Origin of the sequence: Phocaeicola faecium, assembly GCF_014837055.1 — a bacterium.
Lineage (GTDB): Bacteria > Bacteroidota > Bacteroidia > Bacteroidales > Bacteroidaceae > Phocaeicola > Phocaeicola gallinarum.
On the sequence record NZ_JACSPQ010000002.1, the window covers coordinates 253,727 to 276,665 of the forward strand.

13 protein-coding genes and 1 tRNA gene are annotated in these 22,939 nt (G+C 47.3%); 8 read left to right on the forward strand and 6 right to left on the reverse strand.

From position 1 onward, the window contains the following. Nucleotides 1–308: 308 nt before the first annotated feature. The 3 genes from H9626_RS06585 to H9626_RS06595 are packed head-to-tail and all read left to right on the forward strand — an operon-like array spanning nt 309 to nt 7,065. On the forward strand, nt 309–3,404 hold the full coding sequence (locus H9626_RS06585) for a SusC/RagA family TonB-linked outer membrane protein (protein ID WP_191710005.1): 3,096 nt from the start codon (nt 309–311) through the stop codon (nt 3,402–3,404). Nucleotides 3,405–3,441: 37 nt separating this feature from the next. Then, nucleotides 3,442–5,076 (forward strand): RagB/SusD family nutrient uptake outer membrane protein, encoded by a 1,635-nt coding sequence (locus H9626_RS06590; RefSeq protein ID WP_191709990.1) that lies wholly within the window; start codon nt 3,442–3,444, stop codon nt 5,074–5,076. 33 nt (nt 5,077–5,109) lie between these two features. Next, entirely contained in the window at nt 5,110–7,065 is a 1,956-nt protein-coding gene (locus H9626_RS06595; RefSeq protein ID WP_225230903.1) for an alkaline phosphatase, read from the forward strand. A 118-nt stretch (nt 7,066–7,183) separates the two neighbouring features. Here the strand turns inward: H9626_RS06595 and H9626_RS06600 are convergent, their stop codons facing one another. Then, nucleotides 7,184–10,066 (reverse strand): TonB-dependent receptor, encoded by a 2,883-nt coding sequence (locus tag H9626_RS06600; RefSeq protein WP_191709991.1) that lies wholly within the window; start codon nt 10,064–10,066, stop codon nt 7,184–7,186. 259 nt (nt 10,067–10,325) lie between these two features. Between H9626_RS06600 and aroB the strand changes: the two genes are divergently transcribed. Further along, on the forward strand, nt 10,326–11,387 hold the full coding sequence (aroB, locus tag H9626_RS06605) for a 3-dehydroquinate synthase (RefSeq protein ID WP_178256892.1): 1,062 nt from the start codon (nt 10,326–10,328) through the stop codon (nt 11,385–11,387). Nucleotides 11,388–11,421: 34 nt separating this feature from the next. Here aroB and ruvA read toward each other — a convergent pair whose 3' ends face one another. Then, nucleotides 11,422–12,018: a Holliday junction branch migration protein RuvA gene (ruvA, locus tag H9626_RS06610; RefSeq protein WP_178256893.1), complete on the reverse strand. Its 597-nt coding sequence runs from the start codon at nt 12,016–12,018 to the stop codon at nt 11,422–11,424. Nucleotides 12,019–12,193: 175 nt separating this feature from the next. Here ruvA and H9626_RS06615 point away from each other — a divergent pair, with 175 nt between their 5' ends. Beyond that, nucleotides 12,194–13,093, forward strand: coding sequence for a diaminopimelate dehydrogenase (locus H9626_RS06615; RefSeq protein ID WP_178256894.1), 900 nt, complete (start codon nt 12,194–12,196; stop codon nt 13,091–13,093). 228 nt (nt 13,094–13,321) lie between these two features. On the opposite strand, the gene H9626_RS06620 is transcribed toward H9626_RS06615, so the two are convergent. The 3 genes from H9626_RS06620 to H9626_RS06630 form a co-directional block, all read right to left on the reverse strand. Next, the gene (locus H9626_RS06620; protein WP_191709992.1) at nt 13,322–13,741 is read right to left on the reverse strand and encodes a DUF1893 domain-containing protein; all 420 of its coding nucleotides are present in this window, start codon (nt 13,739–13,741) and stop codon (nt 13,322–13,324) included. Nucleotides 13,742–13,756: 15 nt separating this feature from the next. Beyond that, the gene (locus tag H9626_RS06625) at nt 13,757–15,757 is read right to left on the reverse strand and encodes a tetratricopeptide repeat protein (protein WP_191709993.1); all 2,001 of its coding nucleotides are present in this window, start codon (nt 15,755–15,757) and stop codon (nt 13,757–13,759) included. 717 nt (nt 15,758–16,474) lie between these two features. Then, nucleotides 16,475–17,104, reverse strand: a complete 630-nt coding sequence (locus tag H9626_RS06630) for a cytidylate kinase-like family protein (RefSeq protein ID WP_178256898.1) — start codon at nt 17,102–17,104, stop codon at nt 16,475–16,477. A 176-nt stretch (nt 17,105–17,280) separates the two neighbouring features. Between H9626_RS06630 and H9626_RS06635 the strand changes: the two genes are divergently transcribed. Together H9626_RS06635 and xseA are read left to right on the forward strand one after the other, a co-directional pair. Continuing rightward, entirely contained in the window at nt 17,281–18,654 is a 1,374-nt protein-coding gene (locus H9626_RS06635) for a S8 family peptidase (protein ID WP_191709994.1), read from the forward strand. Between the two features lie 21 nt (nt 18,655–18,675). After that, on the forward strand, nt 18,676–19,995 hold the full coding sequence (gene xseA / locus H9626_RS06640; RefSeq protein ID WP_191709995.1) for an exodeoxyribonuclease VII large subunit: 1,320 nt from the start codon (nt 18,676–18,678) through the stop codon (nt 19,993–19,995). A gap of 192 nt (nt 19,996–20,187) precedes the next feature. Here xseA and H9626_RS06645 read toward each other — a convergent pair whose 3' ends face one another. Continuing rightward, nucleotides 20,188–22,692: an endonuclease MutS2 gene (locus H9626_RS06645; protein ID WP_191709996.1), complete on the reverse strand. Its 2,505-nt coding sequence runs from the start codon at nt 22,690–22,692 to the stop codon at nt 20,188–20,190. 159 nt (nt 22,693–22,851) lie between these two features. Here H9626_RS06645 and H9626_RS06650 point away from each other — a divergent pair. Then, nucleotides 22,852–22,936: transfer RNA gene (locus tag H9626_RS06650), tRNA-Ser, on the forward strand. The last annotated feature ends 3 nt before the right edge of the window (nt 22,937–22,939 follow it).

Genomic DNA, 22,939 nt, shown 5'->3' on the forward strand with positions numbered 1-22,939 from the left:
AGATAAACATTCGGTTGGAAATCGCAAACGGATAAGTGCCTATTTAAATAAGCTCTTATCTCCGTTTTTTCATCCGATTTTAGTCTGCGTTACGCTTTTGTTTCAAAGCCGAAACGAAACAATGAAATATCGCCTTCCTTAAAAAAACTCTGATGAAGTGTTTAAAAATTGAAATATATATTCGCAGCGTTAAAAAACTTTAGGTAATTGGTTGATTAAGTATGAAGAGACAAACTTATTATGCAGGTATTGTTTCATTGGGGTTGTGTTTGCCGGTTTCCCTCTACGGAGCGGTTGATAATCCTGAAATGAATGATGTGCGGACAACGGCTTCCGTACAACAAAGTGTAAAGCTGTACGGTACGGTGATTGATGAAACCGGTCTGCCGGTTATCGGTGCCAGCGTCATGGTAAAAGGAACTACAAATGGAACCATTACCGATGTGGATGGAAAATTTGAGCTGACGGTGGGTAACAACGATGTGTTATCCGTGAGTTACATCGGCTATGAAACGCAAGAAATACGTCCGTCGGGAAATAATTTGGTGATTACGCTGAAAGAAAACTCCCAAATGTTAAACGAAGTGGTTGTACTCGGATACGGAGCCAATGCACGTAAGCAAGACCTTTCGGCTTCGGTAGGTGTGGTCGATAATACGGAAAGTCTGGCTACACGCCCCGTAAGCTCTACCGAAGGAATGTTGCAGGGACAGCTTGCGGGAGTTACCGTACAGGCAAACGGCGGCGACCCTACGGCTACTCCGAATATCGTAATCCGCGGACAAGGTTCGCAAAACGGCGATAATGTATTGTGGGTAGTAGACGGTGTTCCCGGCGCTCCCATTGCTTCGCTGAGCGACATCGAGTCGATTGTCGTGTTAAAGGATGCTGCTTCGGCGGCTATTTACGGAGCACAATCGGGAGCCGGTGGCGTTGTACTTGTTACTACGAAAAAAGCAAAAGAAGGTGCGCCCTCGGTTTCATACGACGGAACGTATGGCATCCGTCAGGCTGTCAACTTAATCGAGCCATTGAATGCAGAAGAAGAAATTGAGATGCGTAAGCTGTCATACGGCAATGCCAACATGGATTTGCCCGACGGATGGGACGTGACCAAGAATCCGTGGATTGCTACCACCCGTACCAACTGGATGGACGAAATATTCCGTACGGCTTTTTATCAGCGTCATAATCTTGCCATCAACGTAGGTACGGAAAATAGCTCCAACCGTTTGTCTTTGTCGTACGATAACGATGAAGGAGTATTGATAAATACGTTCAATAAAAACCTTTCTTTACGCTATAACGGAAAATTCAAACTGAATAAGTGGGCAACTGTTAGTCAGGATTTTGTTTGGAAAAACACACAGAAACGTTCGAGCGATACGAATAGCGGTTATACGGGAGCTGTTATTGCTGCCATGTATATGCCGCCCAGCGCAACGGTTTATAATCCGTTAGATGGTTCGTACGGAGGTACTACCACCGAAGACCCTGCTTACATCGAAAAATACGGAAGTAACTTTGCCGATATCCACGGTGATGCCGTAAACCCGGTGCGCTTGTTGGAAGCTGACAATATCTACGACAAAACTACCAGCGTGTGGTCTACCACCAATTTGGAAATAGCCAACATCATACCGGGGCTGAAATTCAACAGCCGCTTTACGTATAATGTAGAGAACAACTATTACAAACAATTCAGCCCGATCCGTGATGAAGTAGGAAAGCCCGATTTGTCGAACTCGCTGACAGAATCGTCTTATCGTGGCGATACATGGAAAACCGAAAACACTCTGACGTACGATAATTCATTCGGTCAGCATACGGTAGGTGCATTGCTCTCTACCACGGCAGACCACTACAACGTCCGTGGCTTTGAAGTAAACGGACAAGATTTGTCTGACGAATCGGAATATCTGCAATATTTGTCGTATGCCGGCACTACCACTGCTACTGATTATCTGACCGGTCCGGATGCCAATGTTTCAGTCATTGCTCGCTTGGCTTACTCGTATGCCGACCGCTATTTCGTAACAGCTTCTTGGCGCCGAGACTATGCCGGACGTCTGCCGAAAGAAAACAATTATGGCGATTTCCCGGCTGCAACTTTGGCATGGAAGGTTTCAAACGAAAAGTTTTTCCCGAAAAGCGATGTGCTTAGCCTTTTGAAGATACGTGCTTCGTGGGGACGTGTCGGCAATTTGGGCTCTATCGGATATAATTATAAGTCGTTGGTGTTGGGTAAAGAGTTCTCTACCGATCAAGGACAATACGGAGTAAGCGGTAATACCACGTGGGGAAATGTGGTATATAACTCTACCGCCCTGAATCCCGACCTGACTTGGGAAACGTCTGAACAGTTCGACCTCGGCGTAGACCTCAGCATGTTTAAAGACCGTCTGTCTGTGCAGTTAGACTACTTCGACAAACGTACGTTTAACCTTATCCAGACCCAGACAATGAACTGGCCGAATACCATCGGTATCGATGCCATGCTGGTTAATCAGGGCGAGGTACGTAACCGGGGATTCGAGGCGCAGGTAAGCTGGAGCGACACCGTGAATAAAGACTTTTCATATTTCGTAAGTGGTAACTTCTCTTATTTAAAGAACTGGGTATCGGATATCGGTGTAAAGAATGCCGACGGCACTCCGGGCGTATGGACCGGCGGGGGAGAATTCCGTAACCTGCCATACGTATATCAAACCGCCGAAGGTGAACCGCTTAATTCATTCTATTTGGTTAAAACCGACGGAATCTTCCAAAGCGATGAAGAAGCTGCGGCTTATGTAGATAAAGATGGAAACCGTATTCAGCCCAATGCCGTAGCCGGCGATTTGAAATTCGTGGACTATAACGGGGATGGAACCATTGATGATGCCGACCGCCAATATTGCGGCAGTGCAACCCCGAAAACCACTTATGCTTTCACGCTCGGATTTACGTACAAGAAACTCTCGCTAAGCGCAATGTTTCAGGGAGTAGGAGGCGCACAGGCTTTGTATATCGGTAAATACATGTCGCTGAGTGATGTGGAAGGAAACTTTAACCGCTCGAAAGAAATCCTGAACGCATGGAGTCCGACAAACACTTCATCCAATATCCCCCGATTGTCAAAAAACGACCCCAACGGTAACTTTACCACCGTTTCCGACTGGTATTTGGAAGATGCTTCGTACCTCCGTTTCAAGAACCTGACACTGTCTTATGATTTGTCTGATGTACTCCGTAAATGGGCGCATCTGAAAGACCGTAACAGTAGTATGTCTGTTTATTTCAGCGGTGAGAACTTATTTACGATAACAGATTATTCGGGTATGGACCCGGAATGTGGCGGATATGATGCGATGAAGTATCCGGTATCGCGCGTGTTCTCTTTCGGAGTAAAACTAACGTATTAAAACCAGACTATTATATAATAAACTTAATTAGCAAATCATGAAAAAACTATATTTATCGGTTTTGGCTGTATCGGCGTTGCTTTTCGGTTCATGCAGTGATTTCTTGGACGTACAACCCGAAGGAAGTGCCATTACAAATGCTTATTTCACGAACGACCAGCAGGCTATCGATGCGATTGACGGGCTGTATAAACCACTCCATAAAGAAACCGTATTCGGGCGCGACCTGTTTTGGGAGCAGGGGGCTGCCTGCGATATCGTGTGGGGACGTACCCGTAATTTTAATTCGCTTGCTACGCTGTCGTATACCGGCGATGAGGAACCTTTGCGAAATTCATTCGATACTTTCTATCAAGTAATGTCGCGTGCCAACTGGATTATTAAGCAGTTGCTCGACAAAGAAACCCGAACGGAACTCAGCGATGTGGAAAAGCGCAGCTTGGGAGAGGCTTATTTTATGCGCGGGATGACTCATTTCTTGGTGGCATACCGTTACGGAACCGACAAGCAGGGGGTACCCTTTGTGCGTTACGAGGATTTTGAAGGAGAGTATGATAACTCAATACCTCCGCAACAGCCCACGGTGATGGATAATTACCGGCTGATTATAGAAGACATGGATAGCGCCATCGAATACTTGCCTAAATTTGAGGAATATACTGAAGATGAACGGGGAAGAGCTCATCAGGCAGCAGCCGTGGCTTATAAAGCAAAGGTTTATGCGTATTGGGCTACATGGGACGAATCGCAGTGGAACCATATCATTACGATGGTCGGATTGTTGGAAACCGAATACGGGCGTGATTTGGCTCAGACTTTCGATGAGTTATTCTCTTCTGATTTTGCCGATTATTGGAATGCTGAATACATTTGGTCTATTCCGTCGACAGGCGGAGTGAACGGAGGAGGTTCGGATTTCCCCGGTGTAGTATTGGAAAATAAAGGATGGGGCGTATATAACGGTTGGGGACAAATCAAGCCCACGCTCGATATCTACGAAGAAATGGCGAAAGACGGTGCGGGAAACGACCGCTTGGTTCGCTCTATCTTAGAGTATAACCAAGAGTTTCAGTTCTTCGGAGAAACCATGCGTTTTGCTTCTTCTTCTGATTTGGAAGCCGGTTTTCAGGTAAACAAATACATGGACCCGTTTAAATACGCCAATGCCATAGCAGACGGTTATGTAAACCCGAACGGCGACTGGCCTACGGCGCGTGTGAACTTTCCGTTGATTCGTTTTGCCGAAATGCTCTTGTTCCGTGCAGAGGCTTACATTATGACCAACCAGCCGGAATTGGCTTTATCGGATTTGAACCGCATCCGTGAGCGTTCAAACCTGACGTTATTAGACCATACGCCTACCATGACCGATTTGTATCACGAACGTCGTTGCGAGTTGGCTTTTGAGTTTACCGACCATTTGTTCGATTTGAAACGTTGGCACCGCTCTTCCAATTCCGAAATCAAGGCATTGGCTGAAAAAGAACTCAATTCGCGTCCGAGAGTACGTAATTACGAAGACCGTACCAGCCCCACTTCTGCGTTTACGATAGGTTACTATGCCGATTATCCTAATAAAGAACCCTATCAGGATTATATGATGGTATTCCCTTATTCTCCTGAACAGGTAACCAAATCGAACGGGTTGTTGAAACAAAACGAAGGATATTAAAGATAAGTTGTTTGATAGTTTAGTTACTTACGTATGAGTATTACCAATTTACAACATTTTGCTGTAATGGGAGTTTTATTGGCAGGCTGCTGTTTGCAGTCTGCCAATGCGCAATATCCCGTTAAGATACATTCGCATAACGATTATACGCGCACTGTTCCGTTTTATCAGGCGTACGCCCAAAAGATATATTCCATCGAAGTGGATATGTTTTACCGCGACGGACAGTTTTATGTGTGTCACGATGAAAAAGACATCGCTGACGGCCGCACGTTTGAACAGCTTTATCTTCAGCCGATACTTTCGCTGTATAAGCAGAACAACGGGCAGGCTTGGGCAGATGAGGCACGTCCGCTGCAACTGCTTATTGAAATAAAATCCGATAACACGTCTGCTTTTATGGATGCACTGACACGTCTGTTTGAGGAGCATCCGTCTGTTTTCAATCCTTCGGTTAATCCGAATGCGGTGCGCGTAACGATTACCGGACATGTGCCCGCTCCGGATGAATTTGCTCGTTATCCGGAGTACATCTGTTTTGACGGCGATTTAAATCAAAACTATACCGCCCGACAGTTGGAACGGGTGGCTTTGTTTAGTGTAGACTTCCAAAGCCTGTCGAAATGGAATGGGAAAGGGTTGCCTGTGGCTTCCGAAAGGGTTCGGATAGCAGAGGCTGTCAGCCGTGCCCATGCAGCAGGAAAGCCTGTACGTTTCTGGGGAGCTCCCGATGGCATTACGGCGTGGAACTTGTTTCAGTCGATGGGTATTGATTACATAAATACCGACCGCGTGGAGCGTTGTGCCGATTTCTTTTCAAACTGGCATAATAAGACGTATGTGATTGGCGGGGATGCTTCAGCCTCTGCGACCGGAGTGACGCGCACCGACCGATTAGACAAGACAACTCACGATTTTGCCGGTTTCCGTAATGACAAGCTGCAACTCGCCGAGCGTATTCCGCTGTACACTCCTTCTTACCTTAACGATGGCGCCGATTTGCCGGTGAAAAATGTAATTCTGCTGATAGGCGACGGGATGGGACTGGCGCAGATAACTGCTGCCGACCGGGTGAATAACGGGTTGAACATGTTATTGTTAAAACATTTGGGATTGATTACAACTTCTTCACGCGATGCGTTTACCACCGATTCGGCAGGAGCCGGCAGCGCATTGGCAACAGGCGAGCAGAATTCAAACCGCCACATTGCAATGAGCGACGACGGTAAACCTTATCCGCAACTGACCGATTTCTTTAAGGAAGCTGGGAAAGACTGTGGAGTAGTAACGTTGGGGAATGTGGCAGACGCAACTCCCGCAGCCTTTTACGGTCATAACGTAGAGCGTGATAATGCGGAAGACTTGACGCGCGAGTTACTCAACGGAAAGTTGTCAGTGCTGGCAGGAAGCGGTATGGAGTGTTTCGTCCGGCGCAAAGACGGTTTGGATTTGCGGAATGAACTGAAGCAGAGGGGCTACCGTTTTGTAACGCAGGCAGACGAAATAGATGCTGATACGGCTAAGGTTGTCTGCATAGACGAGGAAATGGCGAAGGCTACCGATACGGATAATTTCGATTTGCTGGCAAACGCTACCCGGCGCAGCATCGAGTTGTTGAATGGTAGAAACCCGAAGGGATTCTTTTTGATGGTAGAAGGGGCGAAGGTTGATTATGCCGGACATTCGAACTGTTTCCCGGCTTCGGTAGTGGAGACGTTGGGATTTGACCGCGCCGTGGCAGAGGCATTGAAGTTTGCCGACCGTGACGGCAAGACGCTGGTCATTGTAACGGGAGACCATGAAACCGGAGGTTTGACGCTGATAGACGGAGATAACCAGACCGGACGTATGACTGCCTGTTACGTTACCGATGACCATACGCCTATCATGCTTCCCGTGTTTTCATACGGTCCGCAAGCAGATAAATTCGGTGGGAAATATTATAATTACGACATCCCGCGGCGTATAAAAACGCTACCCATAGAGTGACTCATCTTATGCGGTAGAATTTTTGTTTCTTCCCAATAAACAAACAAACGCAACCCATACCGTTTTTCAGCTCGTTGGTATGGGTTGCGTTTGCTGTATAATCAGGGTAAAAAGGCTTTTAGAAGCGGTGCGGACGCGGTCCGAATCCCGGACCTCTGCCGTGCGGCCCTCCCATCGACGGTCCTCCGTTTTTGCCTCCGAAGAGATTCAGACGGTAAATGAAGTGTACCATGCAGTAACTGTAAATGGCATTATATTCCGTATCGCTTCGCATGGCTGCCGTAATAGCTCGGCTTACATTGCTCTGGTTGCGCAGAATATCGTAGAACTGAATACTTACCGTAGCGGCATTGCCTTTCAGGAAGTCTTGAGAAATCTGTGCGTTCCAAATCAGCTCGTCGCGGTTCATGCTGTTGTCAGAATATCCGCGGCGTGAGTTCTGAGAAAGGTCGGTGGCAATCGACATATTCCACGGCAAGCGTATGTTGGTGCTCGCCCCGTAAGAAAAGTCGTAAGTATCCATGTTGTTTTGTTCCTGATAGTTGTTTCGTGAGTGGGTATAATTTAACGAACCGTTTAGCGATACTTCCCACCAGTCTGTACGATACGTTCCGCGCAAGCGTTCGCCCAGTCGTAACTGGCGGGTCTTGTTGCGGTCGTCGTTGGTCGTTTCGGTATTGTCGCTGATGTAGCTCACGATGTTGTTGTAACTTGCCGTAGTAAACGTATTAATGGTATATTTCTTGTTCCGCAATGCGGTGTTGCTGCCCAACATGCTGAACAGATTCCAGTTTCCGTTGATGTTTTCCGGCGTAGTAATATATCCACCGGTTGTTTCATTGTATACACGCCGGCTGCTTACACTGTTCATCGTATTGCTGAAGCTGACATGAGCCACCATGCCTCGTTGGGTTTCCGTATTAAACGTGTTGTAGAATGCCCGGAACGAGTTGGTGAACGAAGGCTTCAACCCCGGATTTCCCCGACGGATATTCAACGGGTCGGTTGTATCTTCAACAGGGAGCAAGTCGGTCATGCTCGGTTGCGAGCTGCGTCCGCGGTAGTTGATGCGGAGCTGGCTTGTCTTGTTAAACTTATAACGGAAATCGAGTGTCGGCGTAAAGTTGAACACATTGCGTACGGTTACCGTATCTAAATCCCCTTTCTTGTATGACAGTTCTGTTTTTTGGGGCTGGAACGATACTCCCACGTTCAAGCGCATTTTTTCACGAATCCACCGTAAGGCTAATTCTGCCTGATGGTTATAGTATGTATAGTGTGCGCTCTTGCTGTTTTCCTTGTCCAGCACGCCCGTATATTCTCCTCCGTAGCCGTTATCTATTGTCCAGTCATTGGGCATGGTATACGTAGAGTTGTCGGTGGTAGAGTATCGGTATTGGAAATTATAGCTGAACTGTAAAAATCCTCCTTTAAAGATAGGTTCGCTATACGATACACGCGCACTGAAATTATTGTTCAGCGTAGGAGTGGAGATGTAGCGGTTCAGAATCTCCAACCGCTCTTCGTCGGTCATCTGGAAGTATTCGGTTTCTGACGTAGAAAATTGTTCGCTGCTGCTGTTGGTGTAATTATACGTACCGCGGAAGTTGATGTTACGCCCTGCTTTGCCCAAACGACGGTTGAACATCACCGAGCCGCCCACGTTGAAATCGCTCGACTTGCTGAGGCTGTTACGTATAATGGTGTTGACTATGTTTTCTTCTGCCATTAAGTCGGTCAGGTTTCCTTCCTGTATGGCAGCAATTAACTCGTCTGTCGTATTCTGAGGTTCTGCATTAAATGTTCCCGAATTGGAGCTTTCAGTATTGTCTGTATCTCCGTAGCTCAACCTCGGCCGTACGAGTAACATTGTCATTGTGTCAGGGCGCCATTCGATGCGGAAATCAGCCGTAAGCGCCGTGTTTTTGTTCCGCTGTGCAATCAATGCATTTTGGAAAGAACTGTTGTCTGAAGAAACGAACGTTTCCGATGCCTGTTTGCTGATAATGTCTGCATCTTTATAATTGAAATTAACGCTACCGCCTGTTTCTAATTTTTCGGAAGTAGTGCTGAAGTTAAATCCTCCCATTTTTATGGCGGTCAGTCCGTTTTGTCCTCCCCACCTGAATCCGCCTCCACCACCGGGATATCCTTGGTCGTTCACGTTGTTCATTGAGCCGATTACGGTAAACTGGTTGTCTCCCCAGAAGCGGTTAAGCATGATTTTCCCGCTGTAACGGTCTTCTGTTCCGGCTGCCAAGTCAGCATTGCCGAACCATCCTTTGTTCATTCCCGGCTTTACACTTAAATCGAGAACGGTTTCTTCTTCGCCATCATCAATACCTGTGGCACGTGCCAAGTCAGATTGTTTGTCATACGCACGCACTTTGTCGATGATATTCACCGGCAGGTTCTTCATGGCGATATTCGGATCGTCAGCAAAAAACTCCTTGCCGTCTATCATGATTTTTTTGATTTCTTTTCCGTTGATGGTTATTTTACCATTTTCATCCACTTCTGCGCCCGGAAGTTTTTTCACCAACTCCTCTAAAGCCGAGCCTTCGGGCACACGATAGGCTGAGCTATTATATACTAATGTGTCTTCTGCCGCTGTCACTTCGGGCGCTTGCGCTACAACCACGGCTTCTCCCAACATGATGGCATCCGCCTGCAATTCAATATTACCCACGTTCAGACGGGGCTTGTTTCGAGTCATTTCGATTTGCCGGAAAAATGTAGTATAACCGATATACGATATTTTCAGTAAATATTTTCCCGGACGTACGGATAAGGCAAAGTTTCCATCAAGGTCGCTTACATTTCCTTTTACCATCGTACTGTCTTTTAATGACAGAATTTGTACTGTCGCTTGCATGACAGGCGATTTGTCGCCCCCGTCGAGCACCGTTCCTGTAACGGTAGCTCTACCGCTGCCGCTTTGTGCAAAAGCGGAAATTGCAGAAATAGCCATCAGCAGTATCCCCAAAACCCATGTTTTCATTCTAATTCCTATGATTAAGATTGATTGTTCTTTTGACACCTTACGGGTTTAAAGGTTTAATCTCATGAATTGATTTTTGTGATTTTTCTTTCATTTTTTTTAATGTTATGCTTTTTTTGAGTGAATTTCGAATCGGTTTCTTACGTCGGTGAGCTTTCTTGTGGATTAATCCAACTTAAGCGAGTAAGTATTTATTTGTAAACTGTTCTCTGCTTTTATGTATCTTTTTTCTAAATTTGTAGCCGAAAACTATACATTTATGAGTAAACAAGAAGTGATTATTTGCCGGAATTTTGAAAAAGATTTGGAGACAGCCGTTGCGTCTCATGCCTACGACAAGCTGTTTTTACTTACCGATGAACATACTTTTCGGTTTTGTTATCCGGTCATCGAGCATATAAGTTGTCTGAAAGATGCCGTTTCTATCTGTATCGGCGTTGAGGATGTGCATAAAAACTTAGAGACTCTGGCATACGTGTGGAGCCAGTTGAGCGAGAAAGGAGCCACGCGCCATTCGTTGCTGATTAATTTGGGGGGCGGTATGGTGACTGACTTGGGAGGATTTGCAGCAGCCACATTCAAGCGAGGTATCTCTTACATTAATATACCGACTACGTTGCTTTCAATGGTGGATGCAGCCGTAGGAGGAAAAACAGGAATTAACTTTAACGGACTGAAGAACGAAATAGGGGCGTTTGCACCTGCCGACCAAGTGCTTATCGACTGTGAATTCTTGCGGACTCTCGACCGCGAGAACCTGTTGTCGGGCTATGCCGAGATGCTGAAACACGGACTTATCAGCAACGTTGCCCATTGGAGTGAACTGTTGGCTTTCGATATGGAACGGGTGGATTACGGTGTATTGCAGCAGTTGGTGGCACGTTCGGTGCAGGTAAAAGAAGACGTGGTAGCTCAAGACCCCTTTGAAAAAGGCATCCGGAAGGCGTTGAACTTCGGTCATACGGTGGGACATGCCTTTGAGAGTTTCGCTCTGAAAACCGAACATCCCGTGCTGCATGGGTATGCCGTGGCGTGGGGAATGGTATGCGAACTGTATCTTTCTCACATACAGGTAGGTTTCCCGTCTGATAAGTTGCGTCAGACCATTCAGTTTATCAAAGACAACTACGGAAGGCTGCCCTTTACGTGTAAAGATTACGATACCTTCTACGAGTTTATGAAGCATGATAAAAAGAATGTATCATCGGGTGTGATAAACTTTACTTTGCTGGGCGAAGTGGGGGATATTCGCATCAACCAGACTGCTTCGCAGGAAGATATTTACGAATTGTTCGATTTTTATAGCGAGACGATGGGATAATTCGCTCCCCGTCTCGCGTGTCGGACACATGCGTTTACAGTCGCTTCAGTGCCAGTTTGATAACTTTTTCTACCGCCGCATCCGGTTCTTCCTTCAGTATGGAGGCAACCACTTTCTGCGAAGGAGCTTGGGCAAACCCCAGCATGGTAAGTGCCGAAACAGCTTCTTCGTATATTTCGGTTTGTACAGACGATACAACGGTACTTACCGGCATTGCCGAATCAACGCCGATGGTCGCAATCTTATCTTTTAACTCCACAATGATGCGTTGGGCGGTTTTTAGTCCGATACCCTTTACGGTTTTAAGCAATTTCTCGTTTCCGCTGCTGATAACGTTGCATAGCTCCGACGGCGAAAGAGCCGAGAGTATCATGCGCGCCGTGTTTCCTCCGATGCCCGAAACGGTGATGAGCAGCAGAAACAGTTCGCGCTCCTGCTTCGAGGCAAAGCCGTATAACACGTACGCATCCTCCCTGATTGCCTCGTAGATGTATAACTTTACGTCTTTTTTCCCCTGTATGGCAGAGTAAGTGTTCAGCGATACATTCACACCGTATCCTACCCCGTTACATTCTATCACCGCCAGAGCCGGCGTTATTTCGGTAAGTTCTCCTTTGATATATTCAATCATCTTTTTCGAATAAATTATAATTTAATGTACAAAAATAGGTATAAGTAAGTTATAAATCGTAAGTTTTACGATTTTTATTTTCAAATCATCCCGAATGTTGTTGTTTGGAATGATTCTAATTCCGTATTTTTGCAACCGTAATTTAAGAATCAATCATTAAACATTCAATATCATTATGAAGAAGATTAGAGCTGCCGTAGTAGGATACGGAAACATTGGTAAGTTTACATTGGAAGCGCTTGAGGCTGCTCCCGATTTTGAAGTAGCCGGAATTGTTCGTCGCCACGGTGCAGAAAACAAGCCGGCTGAACTGGCTGACTATCCGGTAGTAAAAGATATCAAAGAATTAAAGGATGTAGACGTGGCTATTCTTGCTACTCCTACCCGTAGCGTAGAGGCATACGCTAAAGAAATCTTGGCGCTCGGCATCAATACGGTTGACAGTTTCGATATTCATACACAGATTACGCAGTTGCGCCGCTCGCTCGACGAAACCGCAAAAGCTCATAACGCTGTGTCTGTAATTTCGGCAGGCTGGGACCCGGGAAGCGACTCGGTAGTACGTGCGTTGCTGCAGGCTATTGCTCCGAAGGGAATTACTTACACTAACTTTGGTCCGGGACGCAGCATGGGACACTCGGTTGCCGTGCGTGCCATCGACGGAGTGAAAGACGCTCTTTCAATGACGATTCCCGTGGGTACGGGCATTCACCGCCGTATGGTGTACGTAGAACTGGAAGAGGGAGCCGACTTTAAGACTGTAGAAGCTGCTATCAAGGCAGACCCCTACTTTGTAAACGATGAAACGCATGTAATTCAGGTTCCGAGCGTTGACGATTTGAACGATGTAGGCCACGGTGTGAACTTAGTTCGCAAAGGCGTATCGGGTAAAACCCATAACCAGTTGTTCGAGTTTGATATGAAGATTAACAACCCGGCTCTTACGGCTCAGGTATTGGTATGCGTTGCCCGTGCTTCAATGAGACAACAACCGGGATGCTATACGATGATTGAAATTCCGGTAATCGACTTGCTGGAAGGCGACCGCGAAGAACTCATTGCCCACTTGGTATAATCGGATAATTCCGATCCCTGATTTTTAAGGGAACTATTAACCCCCCCCCTATTCTGTTGAATGACAGGCAGAACCGAATGTTCTCCTGTGAATGTCCAACGGAATAGGGGGTTGCTTTTTCATGCAGAAAGCTGCGTGATAAATTTCTACCTGATGCATCGGTTAACGCAAGCCGTAGTGTTGATTGTTTCTATGGGAAGAAAGGGGCAACGCTACGGCTTGCGTTTTTTAACCCTTTTTTCTCATTTCTGTCACGAATTTGATAATAACGGGAAGCATCTCTTGGGCGGAAGTCAAATCCCCGCAGGCAGTTTCGAGCGGACATCTTCCATTCTTGGCACGGTTGATGATGAAAGGTACTTCTTCGCCACACGTTACCTTTGCTCCTGCGTCTTCCAGCAGTCGGCGTGCAGGCGTACTGATTACGTCGGCATATACGTTTGTGATGCCTCCCAATACCATCAGTGCGGCAGCCCCTTTACCGATAACCTTGTCGGCAATGGAAGCATCTTTCAGGTACTCAGGCTTTTGGGTATATAAATCGTACAGGTCGGCAACTCCTCTTTGCGTGTAGGTATGTATGCCGTAAGCGTTTTTGATGACGCATGAATAGTTTCCCTCGTGCAAGATTCTCTTTATCTCTTCCATAATGATATTGATGGTTTAGTTGTTCTTCCTTTTCCGGAGTTCCTCGGCTATCCGGTAGTGCAGGGCGGCTTCCGTTTCTTTTCCGGCACTGTCGAGCGCATCGGCAAAACACTCGTGCGCCCCCGCGTGATGAGGCTTCAGGCTGGTAGCCTTGTCTAAGTCGGCAAGAGCTCCCTCGGTGTCTCCCGTGTGTAGGCGCAACTTCCCCCGGTTATATACCGCCTTAAACTCGTTGGGGCGGAGCTTCACCGCTTCATTCAAACATGCTTCCGCTTCGTCAATGCGGTCGGCATCAAACAGCGTAACCCCTTTTCTTACCCAAGCATCGACATACGTAGGATAAAGTTCAATCGCTTTGTTGTAATTGGCGATGGCAGCCTGCGGGTCGTGTGCTTTGGTTATACATTCATTCCCCATGAGGTAATACTCGTGTGCATATTTTTCCAGATTCTTCTGTTGCTCCTGCATCCGTTCTTTCAACCGCCGGTTTTCGGCTTTCAGTTGGTTGATAACCCCTAACTTCCGCCGGATAAGTCGTTGGATGATTGGCTTTTCAATGTCGTACCGGCTGTGGATAGCCTTAAAGAACTGATTGAGAAACTCTTCGAAGTCCCCTTTGTCGAATGCCTGTGCAGCGGCTACGTACTGAATATCTGCCTGTGCCTGCTTCATGGCGCGGTCTACTGCCTGCTGGTTGTTGAACCGCTTGGAGAAAGCCACGATTTCGGGACGCACAAAAATATCCCCTCGTGTGATTTCGCGTTTCAACTGAATCCCGTCGAGCGAAGTACAGCGGCTCAACGCCACATACGCCTGTCCGCCTGCAAACACCCCTCCCGTGAAGTCGATAACCACCCGGCTGAAGGTCAGTCCCTGACTTTTGTGTACGGTAATAGCCCACGCCAGACGGATGGGGTACTGCGTAAACGTGCCCAACTCTTCTTCTTCAATCTTTTTCTCGGTTTCATTGTAACGGTAACGCACGTTGCTCCAACTCTCCCGGTGAACGTCCATTTCCTTTCCGTCTTCGGTAATGATGTAGATATTTCCATCGTCTGAAATGCCTGAAACCGTACCGATAGTCCCGTTTACCCACCGCTTGTCCGCATCGTTTTTGATAAAAATAACCTGAGCGCCGGGTTTTATCACGAGTTCCATGAGGGTAGGAAGGCTGTTTAGAGGAAATTCTCCTTTGATTTCGCCCTGAAGCGTAACGGGTTCGCCCGGCAGCTCTGCCAACTTTTGTTCGTTGATGTAATCTACCGTGTCGCGGCGTGTGGCGAGGGTGATGTATAAATCGTTTTCGTCTTTTCGTATAGGCGTATTATAGCGCGTATTCAGTAGCTGAAGGTCGGCAGCCCCGGCAGTATTGGTACGGATGTGGTCGAGTACGCTTACAAATACTTGGTCTGTCTGTCGGTACACTTTCGTCAGTTCGATAGCCACCAGTTCCATCTCCTGAAATACCCTTGCCGAAAAGAAATAAGGATTCGGATAAAAACGGTTGATGATTTCCCTCTCGTCGCTCTTCACCACCGGTTCCAACTGAAAGATGTCGCCTACCAACAAGAGCTGTTTTCCCCCGAAAGGCTCTCGCATATTCCGCGAATATACCCGTAATACCTTATCTATAAAGTCGATAACATCGGCTCTCACCATTGAAATCTCGTCGATAATCACCAGTTCGATGTTCTGTATCAGCTTGCGGTGGTCAGACGAATACTTCAGAAAATCATGCAATTTGTTTCCTTGAAACTTCGGGTCGTCCGGCAGTAACGGATGAAAAGGCAGTTTGAAAAAGCTGTGTAGCGTACTTCCTCCGGCATTAATGGCAGCAATTCCCGTAGGAGCAAGTACCACATATTTCTTTTTTGTGTTTTGACACACATATTTCAGAAAAGTCGATTTGCCGGTACCGGCTTTTCCCGTCAGGAACACCGACTGATGAGTATACTGTATCAGCTTCAGCGCATTCTGAAATTCGGGATTATCTGTATCTATTACGGTGTGTGCCATCGTTGTCACTCTTTTTTCTACAAAGATAGATACAAAAAGGCAATAAAAAAAGCGACCACGTTGGTGATCGCTTTTCGTTTTTAATTTATTATTTACGAAAGCCTCTCGGCATTTATCAGATTCTCTACTAAAGCTGACGCTTTATAAATGGCTGTCAGCTCATTTACTTCTTGCTCACCATGTTGTCGTTGAGCATTACGTATCCCCAAATCATCGGGTCTGCGTTCATAATCTTGTGAAAAATGTTCTTTACCTTTTTCATAATGTTATCCTTTCTTTTTAGTTAATAAAAATAATACCTAAAAACTTTACCTAAAATCGGGTGAGCCTCACGGCTGACCTTCAGTGTTCACTAATCTTATTTCCTTAAAACAATCTTCGTGTTCGTTTAGTTGAGTCTAGACTTATTTTCTTTTGATTACACTGCAAAGATAGTGCATTTTTAGATAGAAAATATGTTTTACAGCATAAAACTTCTCTTTTCCCCTGTTTTATTGATGTAAATCAAATAGGAAGGCTATGGTATGACAATATTGTTACATTAAAACGCGATTTGGCAGACGGATACTGACAAACAGGCAGAAGTTTGAAATTACCGATAACTTTTTGATGAGTAAAGCGCGGTGAAAAGTAGAAATCAGAGTGTGATTCTCCGTGCTTTTCACCGCGCTTTAATGAAAATAGTATGCCTGTACAGGTCTGTATTCGTAGCGAAGGCTATAATTTCAGTTTCAGCGATACGAACTTCTTGATAAACTCCACTGTTCCGTCGATACCCAGTACCGAAGAGTCGATGCAAAGATGGTAAGTGGCAGCAGCTCCCCACGTCTTGTAACTATAATAATTATAGTAAGAAGAACGTTTCTTGTCTGCTTTCTCCATCAGTTCTTCAGCTTCTTCAGCGTCGATGTTATGAAGGCTCATCAGGCGCTGGATGCGTGCTTCAGGCGATGCCGATACAAAGACATTCGCGCAGCGCGGATGGTCGCGCAGGATATAGTCGGCACACCGTCCTACGAAAAGGCAGGATTGTTTCTCGGCAAGGTGACGGATGACATCACTTTGGATTTTAAACAGTGAGTCGTTGCTTAAATACGAGTTATAGGGATATGCGCCTTCGGTAATAAACGGAAAGCGTGTACCAAACAAACCTCCTAAAATTGTTTGCGATGCTTTCTCATCGGCTTTTTCGAAAAACTCGCGGCAGAGTCCGCTTTCTTCCGAAGCAAGGTTAATCAGTTCTTTATCGTAGAAGGCAATGCCTAATTCTTTAGCCAGCTTTTCACCGATTTCTTTTCCGCCACTTCCTAACTGACGTCCTAAATTAATAACATAGTGTTCGCTCATAGTGCTGTTGGTTTAGTTGATTGTTACAGGCAAATATATATTTTTTGTTCGAGAAACCATTGAATTGAGGCATGGATTTTATATTTCTTCGTAAATAATCTGCATTGCGTAAGGTGGGCGTGCGTATTCTTCTGAAAAACTTTCGTTATATTTGTCCGATATAAAATAATGTATTGATGAAAAGGATTACACTGATAGGTTTGTTATTGGCATGTGTACTGTCGAATGTTCATGCCGGAGAGAAGAGTTATAAGTATCGTGTGAAATTAACGGATAAGGCAGAAACCGTTTATGCGCTGGATAAGCCGGAGGAGTTTTTGTCCGCCCGTGCGTTGGAGCGTAGGGCGAAGCAGGGCATTGCGGTCGATTCTACCGACTTGCCGGTATGCGAATCGTACGTCCGCAAGCTGGTAGAGCAAGGCGGCAAATATTTGTCGGCAAGCAAGTGGAACAATACGGTGCTTGTCCAGACATCTGATGAATTGACGGCAGAAGCCTTTAAGAAGAATCCTTTTGTGGAGTCAGTAAAAAGAGTTTGGGTGTCTCCCGACACGGTTTATCCGTCGAATGCAGACCGGAAAAAGGAGGTAAAGAACGTTTGGAAAAAGCAAAAAGATTATTACGGTATGGGAGCCGGTCAGATACGGATGCTCCACGCAGACAGCTTACATGCGGCAGGATTCCGGGGCGAAGGCATGTTGATAGCCGTGATTGATGCCGGTTTTTATAATGTGGATGCGATGAAGATGTTTAAAAAACTGGATTTGAAGGGCACGCGCGACTTTGTGAATCCACAGTCGGACATCTACGCCGAGCATAGCCACGGGCTGAAAGTCTTGTCGTGTATGGCTGCCAACGTACCCCATGTGATGGTAGGAACAGCGCCCGAAGCTGCTTACTGGTTGCTCCGTTCGGAAGATAATGATACAGAACAGCCCGTGGAGGAAGATAACTGGGCGGCTTCGATAGAGTTTGCCGACAGTGTGGGGGTGGATGTGGTGAATACTTCGCTGGGATATTATTCTTTCGATGACCCTTCTTATGATTACCGTTACCGAGACCTCGACGGAAAAACTTCACTGATGACGGTTTCGGCTGAGATGGCTGCCGCTAAAGGAATGTTAGTGGTGTGCAGTGCGGGAAATTCGGGCATGGATACTTGGAAGAAGATAACGCCTCCGGCGGATGCCGAAGGCGTACTGACGGTGGGGGCTGTAGACTCGATGAGGGTAAATGCTACGTTTTCTTCCATCGGTAATACCGCCGACGGCAGAATCAAACCCGATGTGATGGCGATGGGAGTTCATGCCAGTGTGACTGGTACTGATGGAGGAACATCGTTTGCCAACGGAACTTCGTTTGCTTCGCCGATTTGCTGCGGGGCAGTGGCGTGTTTGTGGCAAGCCTGCCCGTGGCTTACGGTAAAAGAACTTATTGATGTGGTGCGCCGTGCGTCCGACAGGGCGGATTATCCGGATAATATCTTTGGTTACGGAATCCCTGATATGTGGAAAGCCTATCGGTTGGGACTGGAAATGAAACCTCGTTGAACCTGAAACATTTATCGGTATATGGAAAAAGCCGTACTGTCACTTTTCGAACTCAACCAGTTGGTGCGCCGTAGTGTACGTACCTGTCTGCCCGATGAATATTGGGTACAGGTAGAACTGAGCGACGTACGTGCCAATTATTCGGGGCATTGTTACTTGGAGTGTGTGCAAAAAGACCCGAAAAGCAATTCGCTGATAGCCAAAGCGAGAGGAATTATCTGGAGCAACGTGTTCAGCCAACTGAAACCTTATTTCGAGCAGGAAACGGGGCAAGCCTTCGTATCCGGCATCAAGGTGCTGGTGAAAGTTACAGTCGACTTTCACGAACTTTACGGCTATTCGCTGACGATAGTAGACATTGACCCCGCCTATACGTTGGGCGATATGGCAAGGCGGAGGCGCGAAATACTTTTGCGCCTGCAAGAAGAGGGCGTGTTGAGCCTGAATAAGGAGCTGGAACTGCCGGTGCTTGCGCAGCGCATCGCTGTCATATCCTCGGCTACGGCAGCCGGTTACGGCGATTTCTGTAACCAGTTGGAGAATAATGCGTTCGGCTTTGCCTTTTACCCGCGTCTGTTTCCCGCCATCATGCAGGGCGAGCGGGTAGAAGCATCGGTTATCGCGGCGTTAGACCGTATTTATGCCGAAAGCGAAAAGTGGGACGTGGTGGTTATCATCCGGGGTGGAGGAGCCACATCCGACTTATCGGGATTCGATACCTACGACCTTGCTGCCAGTTGTGCACAGTTTCCGCTGCCCATCATCACCGGTATCGGACACGAACGAGACGATACGGTAATAGACCTCGTTGCGCACACCCGCGTTAAGACACCTACCGCCGCAGCCGAATTTCTGGTAAACCACTTGCGCCAGACCGCCGAACAGCTCGAAAACTATGCTTATTATATACGTCAGGAAGTGCCTGCCCGCCTGAACCGGGAGAAAGAGCGGCTGGAACGCTGCATAACCCGCATCCCGGCACGTGTGCAGATGCGGCTTCAGCGTGAAGATTTCCGGCGCGAACGGTTGGCTAAGCGCATGGAAATGGCATGGCAGTCTCGTTTGGCAAGAGAACAATACCGTTTGGAGCTGTCATCGCGGCTGTCGGTAGCCTTGCAAGCACGCTTGTTGAAAGAAAAACATCGGTTGGATTTGTTGGAAAAGTCTGTGGAGGCAGCTTCGCCCGACTTGCTGTTAAAGCGCGGGTATAGCATCACACTGAAAGACGGGAAAGCCGTAACAGATGCTTCCCTCTTAAAGCCCGGCGACAGGGTAGTGACCCGTGTGGCAAAAGGGCAGTTCAGCAGCGAAGTTCAGGGTACGGACATGCACGCAGAGTAGGAATCGTAAACGCCATTCGGCTCTCTTCGGAGACAGAAAAAACGCTACCCATAGAACCGGTCAACTCTATGGGTAGAATCAGGTAACGCATCCGCATGGGATGGACAACACTAACGGTAGCGTTTTTTGAAATGTACCGTTAGTGATATTTGTCTTATAATGAATGAGTTATGTTTTTTTCTTAAAAACACTCTATTTTAAGTCGACCACCGTAATGCCTGCACCTCCAAACTGTACATGCTCGTCTTGGAAATGGGCAACCCCCGGAACCGTAGCCAGATACTGTCGGATAAGCGTGCGGAGAATGCCGTTTCCCGTTCCGTGCAAGATGCGTACACGGTTCATGCCCACAAGGATAGCATCGTCAATGAAATACGTAACCGCCTGTATCGCCTCGTCGCCCCGCATTCCGCGCACGTCGATGTCTTGCTTGAAGTTGAGCTTTTTCTCATACATCTGGTCCTGCGTTTCGTTGCTTACAAACGAGGTCTTGGTAGAAAGGCTGGGCTGTTTAGGTGCTTCCGTCCGCTCCAAACGCTCCGTCTTTACGTTAGTTTTCATCAGTCCGAACATCACAACGGCATTTTTTCCGTTAATTTCAAGAACCTGCCCCGTGCTGGTCTGTCCCTTTATCCGCACGTATGTACCCACTTCGATGGGCAATACCTTAGGCTCAGCGGGTTGTGCGGACGATGCCGTTTGGCGTTGCGCTTTCTTTTCTTTCTTGCGCTCCTGCTTTTCGCGCAGTTTTTCCATTTTTTTCGCAATCTTCTCTTCCAGCGCTGCCTTGCTTTCGTCCTCCATTTGTCGGCGGAAATCATTCAACTCCTGCCGTGCTTGGCGGGTACGCTCTTTTTCCGCCTGCGTTTCTTTGATGGTGCGAATCGTATTTTCAATCTTGGCATTCGATTCCTGCAACAAGCGTTCGGCATCTTCTTTTGCCTTTTTCAGAATCTCCTTACGGCTGCGCTCCAACTCCGCTATCTCCTGTTCGTAACGGCTGATGGTATCTTCCATTTGTTTTTCGCGTTTGCGGATGTTCTGGCGCTTCGTTTCCCAATACCGCTTGTCGCGAACAATGTCTTGCAGGTATTTGTCGCTCTGAATATACTCACTTCCCACAATCTCCGAAGCATCGGCAATCACCTCTTCGGGAAGTCCGATTTTCCGTGCGATTTCTACCGCGAACGAGCTTCCCGGATTCCCGATTTGCAGTTGGAACAATGCCCGCATCTCATGACGGTCGTACAGCATCGCTCCGTTAACCACCCCTTCATGGTCTTCGGCAAAGTGTTTCAGGTTCTGATAGTGCGTGGTAATGACCCCGAAAGTCTGTTTCGCATTAAACCGCTTCAGCACCGCTTCGGCAATGGCTCCCCCGATTTGCGGTTCGGTACCTCCGCCAAACTCGTCGATAAGGATGAGGCTGCGCGCATCGCAGTTTTTCATCATGATTTTCATGTTGGTAAGATGCGAAGAATAAGTACTTAAATCGTCCTCGATGCTCTGTTCGTCTCCTATGTCGATAAACAGGTTGCTGAATATCCCCGCGTGGCTGCGTTCGTTCATCGGTACGGGCATCCCGCATTGAAGCATGTATTGCAGCAGTCCCACGGTTTTCAGACACACCGATTTACCTCCGGCATTCGGGCCTGAAATCAGCAGGATACGTTGGCGGGGAGTGAGTACAATATCCAGCGGAACCACCTTCTTACCGTGTTTTGCCAGTGAAATCTGAAGCAACGGGTGGATTGCTTCAAACCAATCAATGGTCTGCCGGTTCTCGAAAGCCGGTTTGACCGCCTTAATCTCGATGCTGAACAAAGCCTTAGAGCGGATAAAGTCTATCTCTGCCAGAAACTCATAAGACTGGAGCAAGGCGGGCACTTGCGGGCGTACGACGGCAGAAAACTCGGTGAGGATGCGGATAATCTCGCGCCGTTCTTCCCCCTCCAACTCACGGATGCGGTTGTTCGCTTCCACTACCTCGGTAGGTTCGATGAACACCGTCTTGCCGGTAGCCGACTCATCGTGTACGATGCCCCGTATCTTGCGCTTCATGCCCGGCGCAACCGGAATCACCAGACGCCCGTCTCGCATGGTGGGCGTAACGTCCTTATCTACGTACCCCTCCGCCTGAGCAGCCCGAAGAATCGAATTCAAGCTGCGCGAAATACTTCCCGTAGTGGCAGACAGTTCGCGCCGGATTCGCAATAACTCAGCCGAAGCATTATCTTTAACCTTTCCGAATTTGTCGAGAATGTCGTTGATGCGGGCAATAAGTTGGGGGAAAACTAACACATCTCCTGCCAACTCCCATAAGTAAGGATAAGGAGACGACGGTTCATCCTCCGTTTCGTCGGTAACCTGTAAGAAGCGCACGATATCCCGAATCGTCTCCAGCGACCGTCGTAAATCGAACACCTCCTGTTCGTCCATATACATACCTTCTACCCGTATGCGCTTCAGCGACGGACGCACATCGAAAAAATATTGGCTTGGAAACTCATTTTCTTCTTGCAGAATGCGCATGAATTCCACCGTTTGTTCCAGCCGGCGGTTAATATCCGCATAATTATCCGAGAAAGTCATCTCTTCCACCCGCTCTTTACCGAGCGAACTCAAGCATTTTCCCGCAAGCAGTTGTTTGATTTGAGTGAACCCAATTTTTTGCTCAAAGTTCTGAGGATATATCATAATTCCTGTTTCTTAGCTGTTTATACGTGTACTGTTTTGCTTGCAAAGGTACGAAATGAAAAAAAATAATCAAAAAAGCCGTCAGATATTTGTAAATATAAAAATAATGCGTACCTTTGCATCGCTTTTGAAACAAAGCACTTCCGAAAACGGATTTTAGGAGAGGTGGCAGAGTGGTCGATTGCGGCGGTCTTGAAAACCGTTGTGCTGCGAGGCACCCGGGGTTCGAATCCCTGTCTCTCCGCAA

What these genes read in the sequence shown, in the direction of transcription:
- H9626_RS06585 (WP_191710005.1), top strand. Translation starts at nt 309, where the DNA reads ATGAATGATGTGCGGACAACGGCTTCCGTACAACAAAGTGTAAAGCTG.
- H9626_RS06590 (WP_191709990.1), top strand. Translation starts at nt 3,442, where the DNA reads ATGAAAAAACTATATTTATCGGTTTTGGCTGTATCGGCGTTGCTTTTC.
- H9626_RS06595 (WP_225230903.1), top strand. Translation starts at nt 5,110, where the DNA reads ATGAGTATTACCAATTTACAACATTTTGCTGTAATGGGAGTTTTATTG.
- H9626_RS06600 (WP_191709991.1), bottom strand. Translation starts at nt 10,066, where the DNA reads ATGAAAACATGGGTTTTGGGGATACTGCTGATGGCTATTTCTGCAATT.
- aroB (WP_178256892.1), top strand. Translation starts at nt 10,326, where the DNA reads ATGAGTAAACAAGAAGTGATTATTTGCCGGAATTTTGAAAAAGATTTG.
- ruvA (WP_178256893.1), bottom strand. Translation starts at nt 12,018, where the DNA reads ATGATTGAATATATCAAAGGAGAACTTACCGAAATAACGCCGGCTCTG.
- H9626_RS06615 (WP_178256894.1), top strand. Translation starts at nt 12,194, where the DNA reads ATGAAGAAGATTAGAGCTGCCGTAGTAGGATACGGAAACATTGGTAAG.
- H9626_RS06620 (WP_191709992.1), bottom strand. Translation starts at nt 13,741, where the DNA reads ATGGAAGAGATAAAGAGAATCTTGCACGAGGGAAACTATTCATGCGTC.
- H9626_RS06625 (WP_191709993.1), bottom strand. Translation starts at nt 15,757, where the DNA reads ATGGCACACACCGTAATAGATACAGATAATCCCGAATTTCAGAATGCG.
- H9626_RS06630 (WP_178256898.1), bottom strand. Translation starts at nt 17,104, where the DNA reads ATGAGCGAACACTATGTTATTAATTTAGGACGTCAGTTAGGAAGTGGC.
- H9626_RS06635 (WP_191709994.1), top strand. Translation starts at nt 17,281, where the DNA reads ATGAAAAGGATTACACTGATAGGTTTGTTATTGGCATGTGTACTGTCG.
- xseA (WP_191709995.1), top strand. Translation starts at nt 18,676, where the DNA reads ATGGAAAAAGCCGTACTGTCACTTTTCGAACTCAACCAGTTGGTGCGC.
- H9626_RS06645 (WP_191709996.1), bottom strand. Translation starts at nt 22,692, where the DNA reads ATGATATATCCTCAGAACTTTGAGCAAAAAATTGGGTTCACTCAAATC.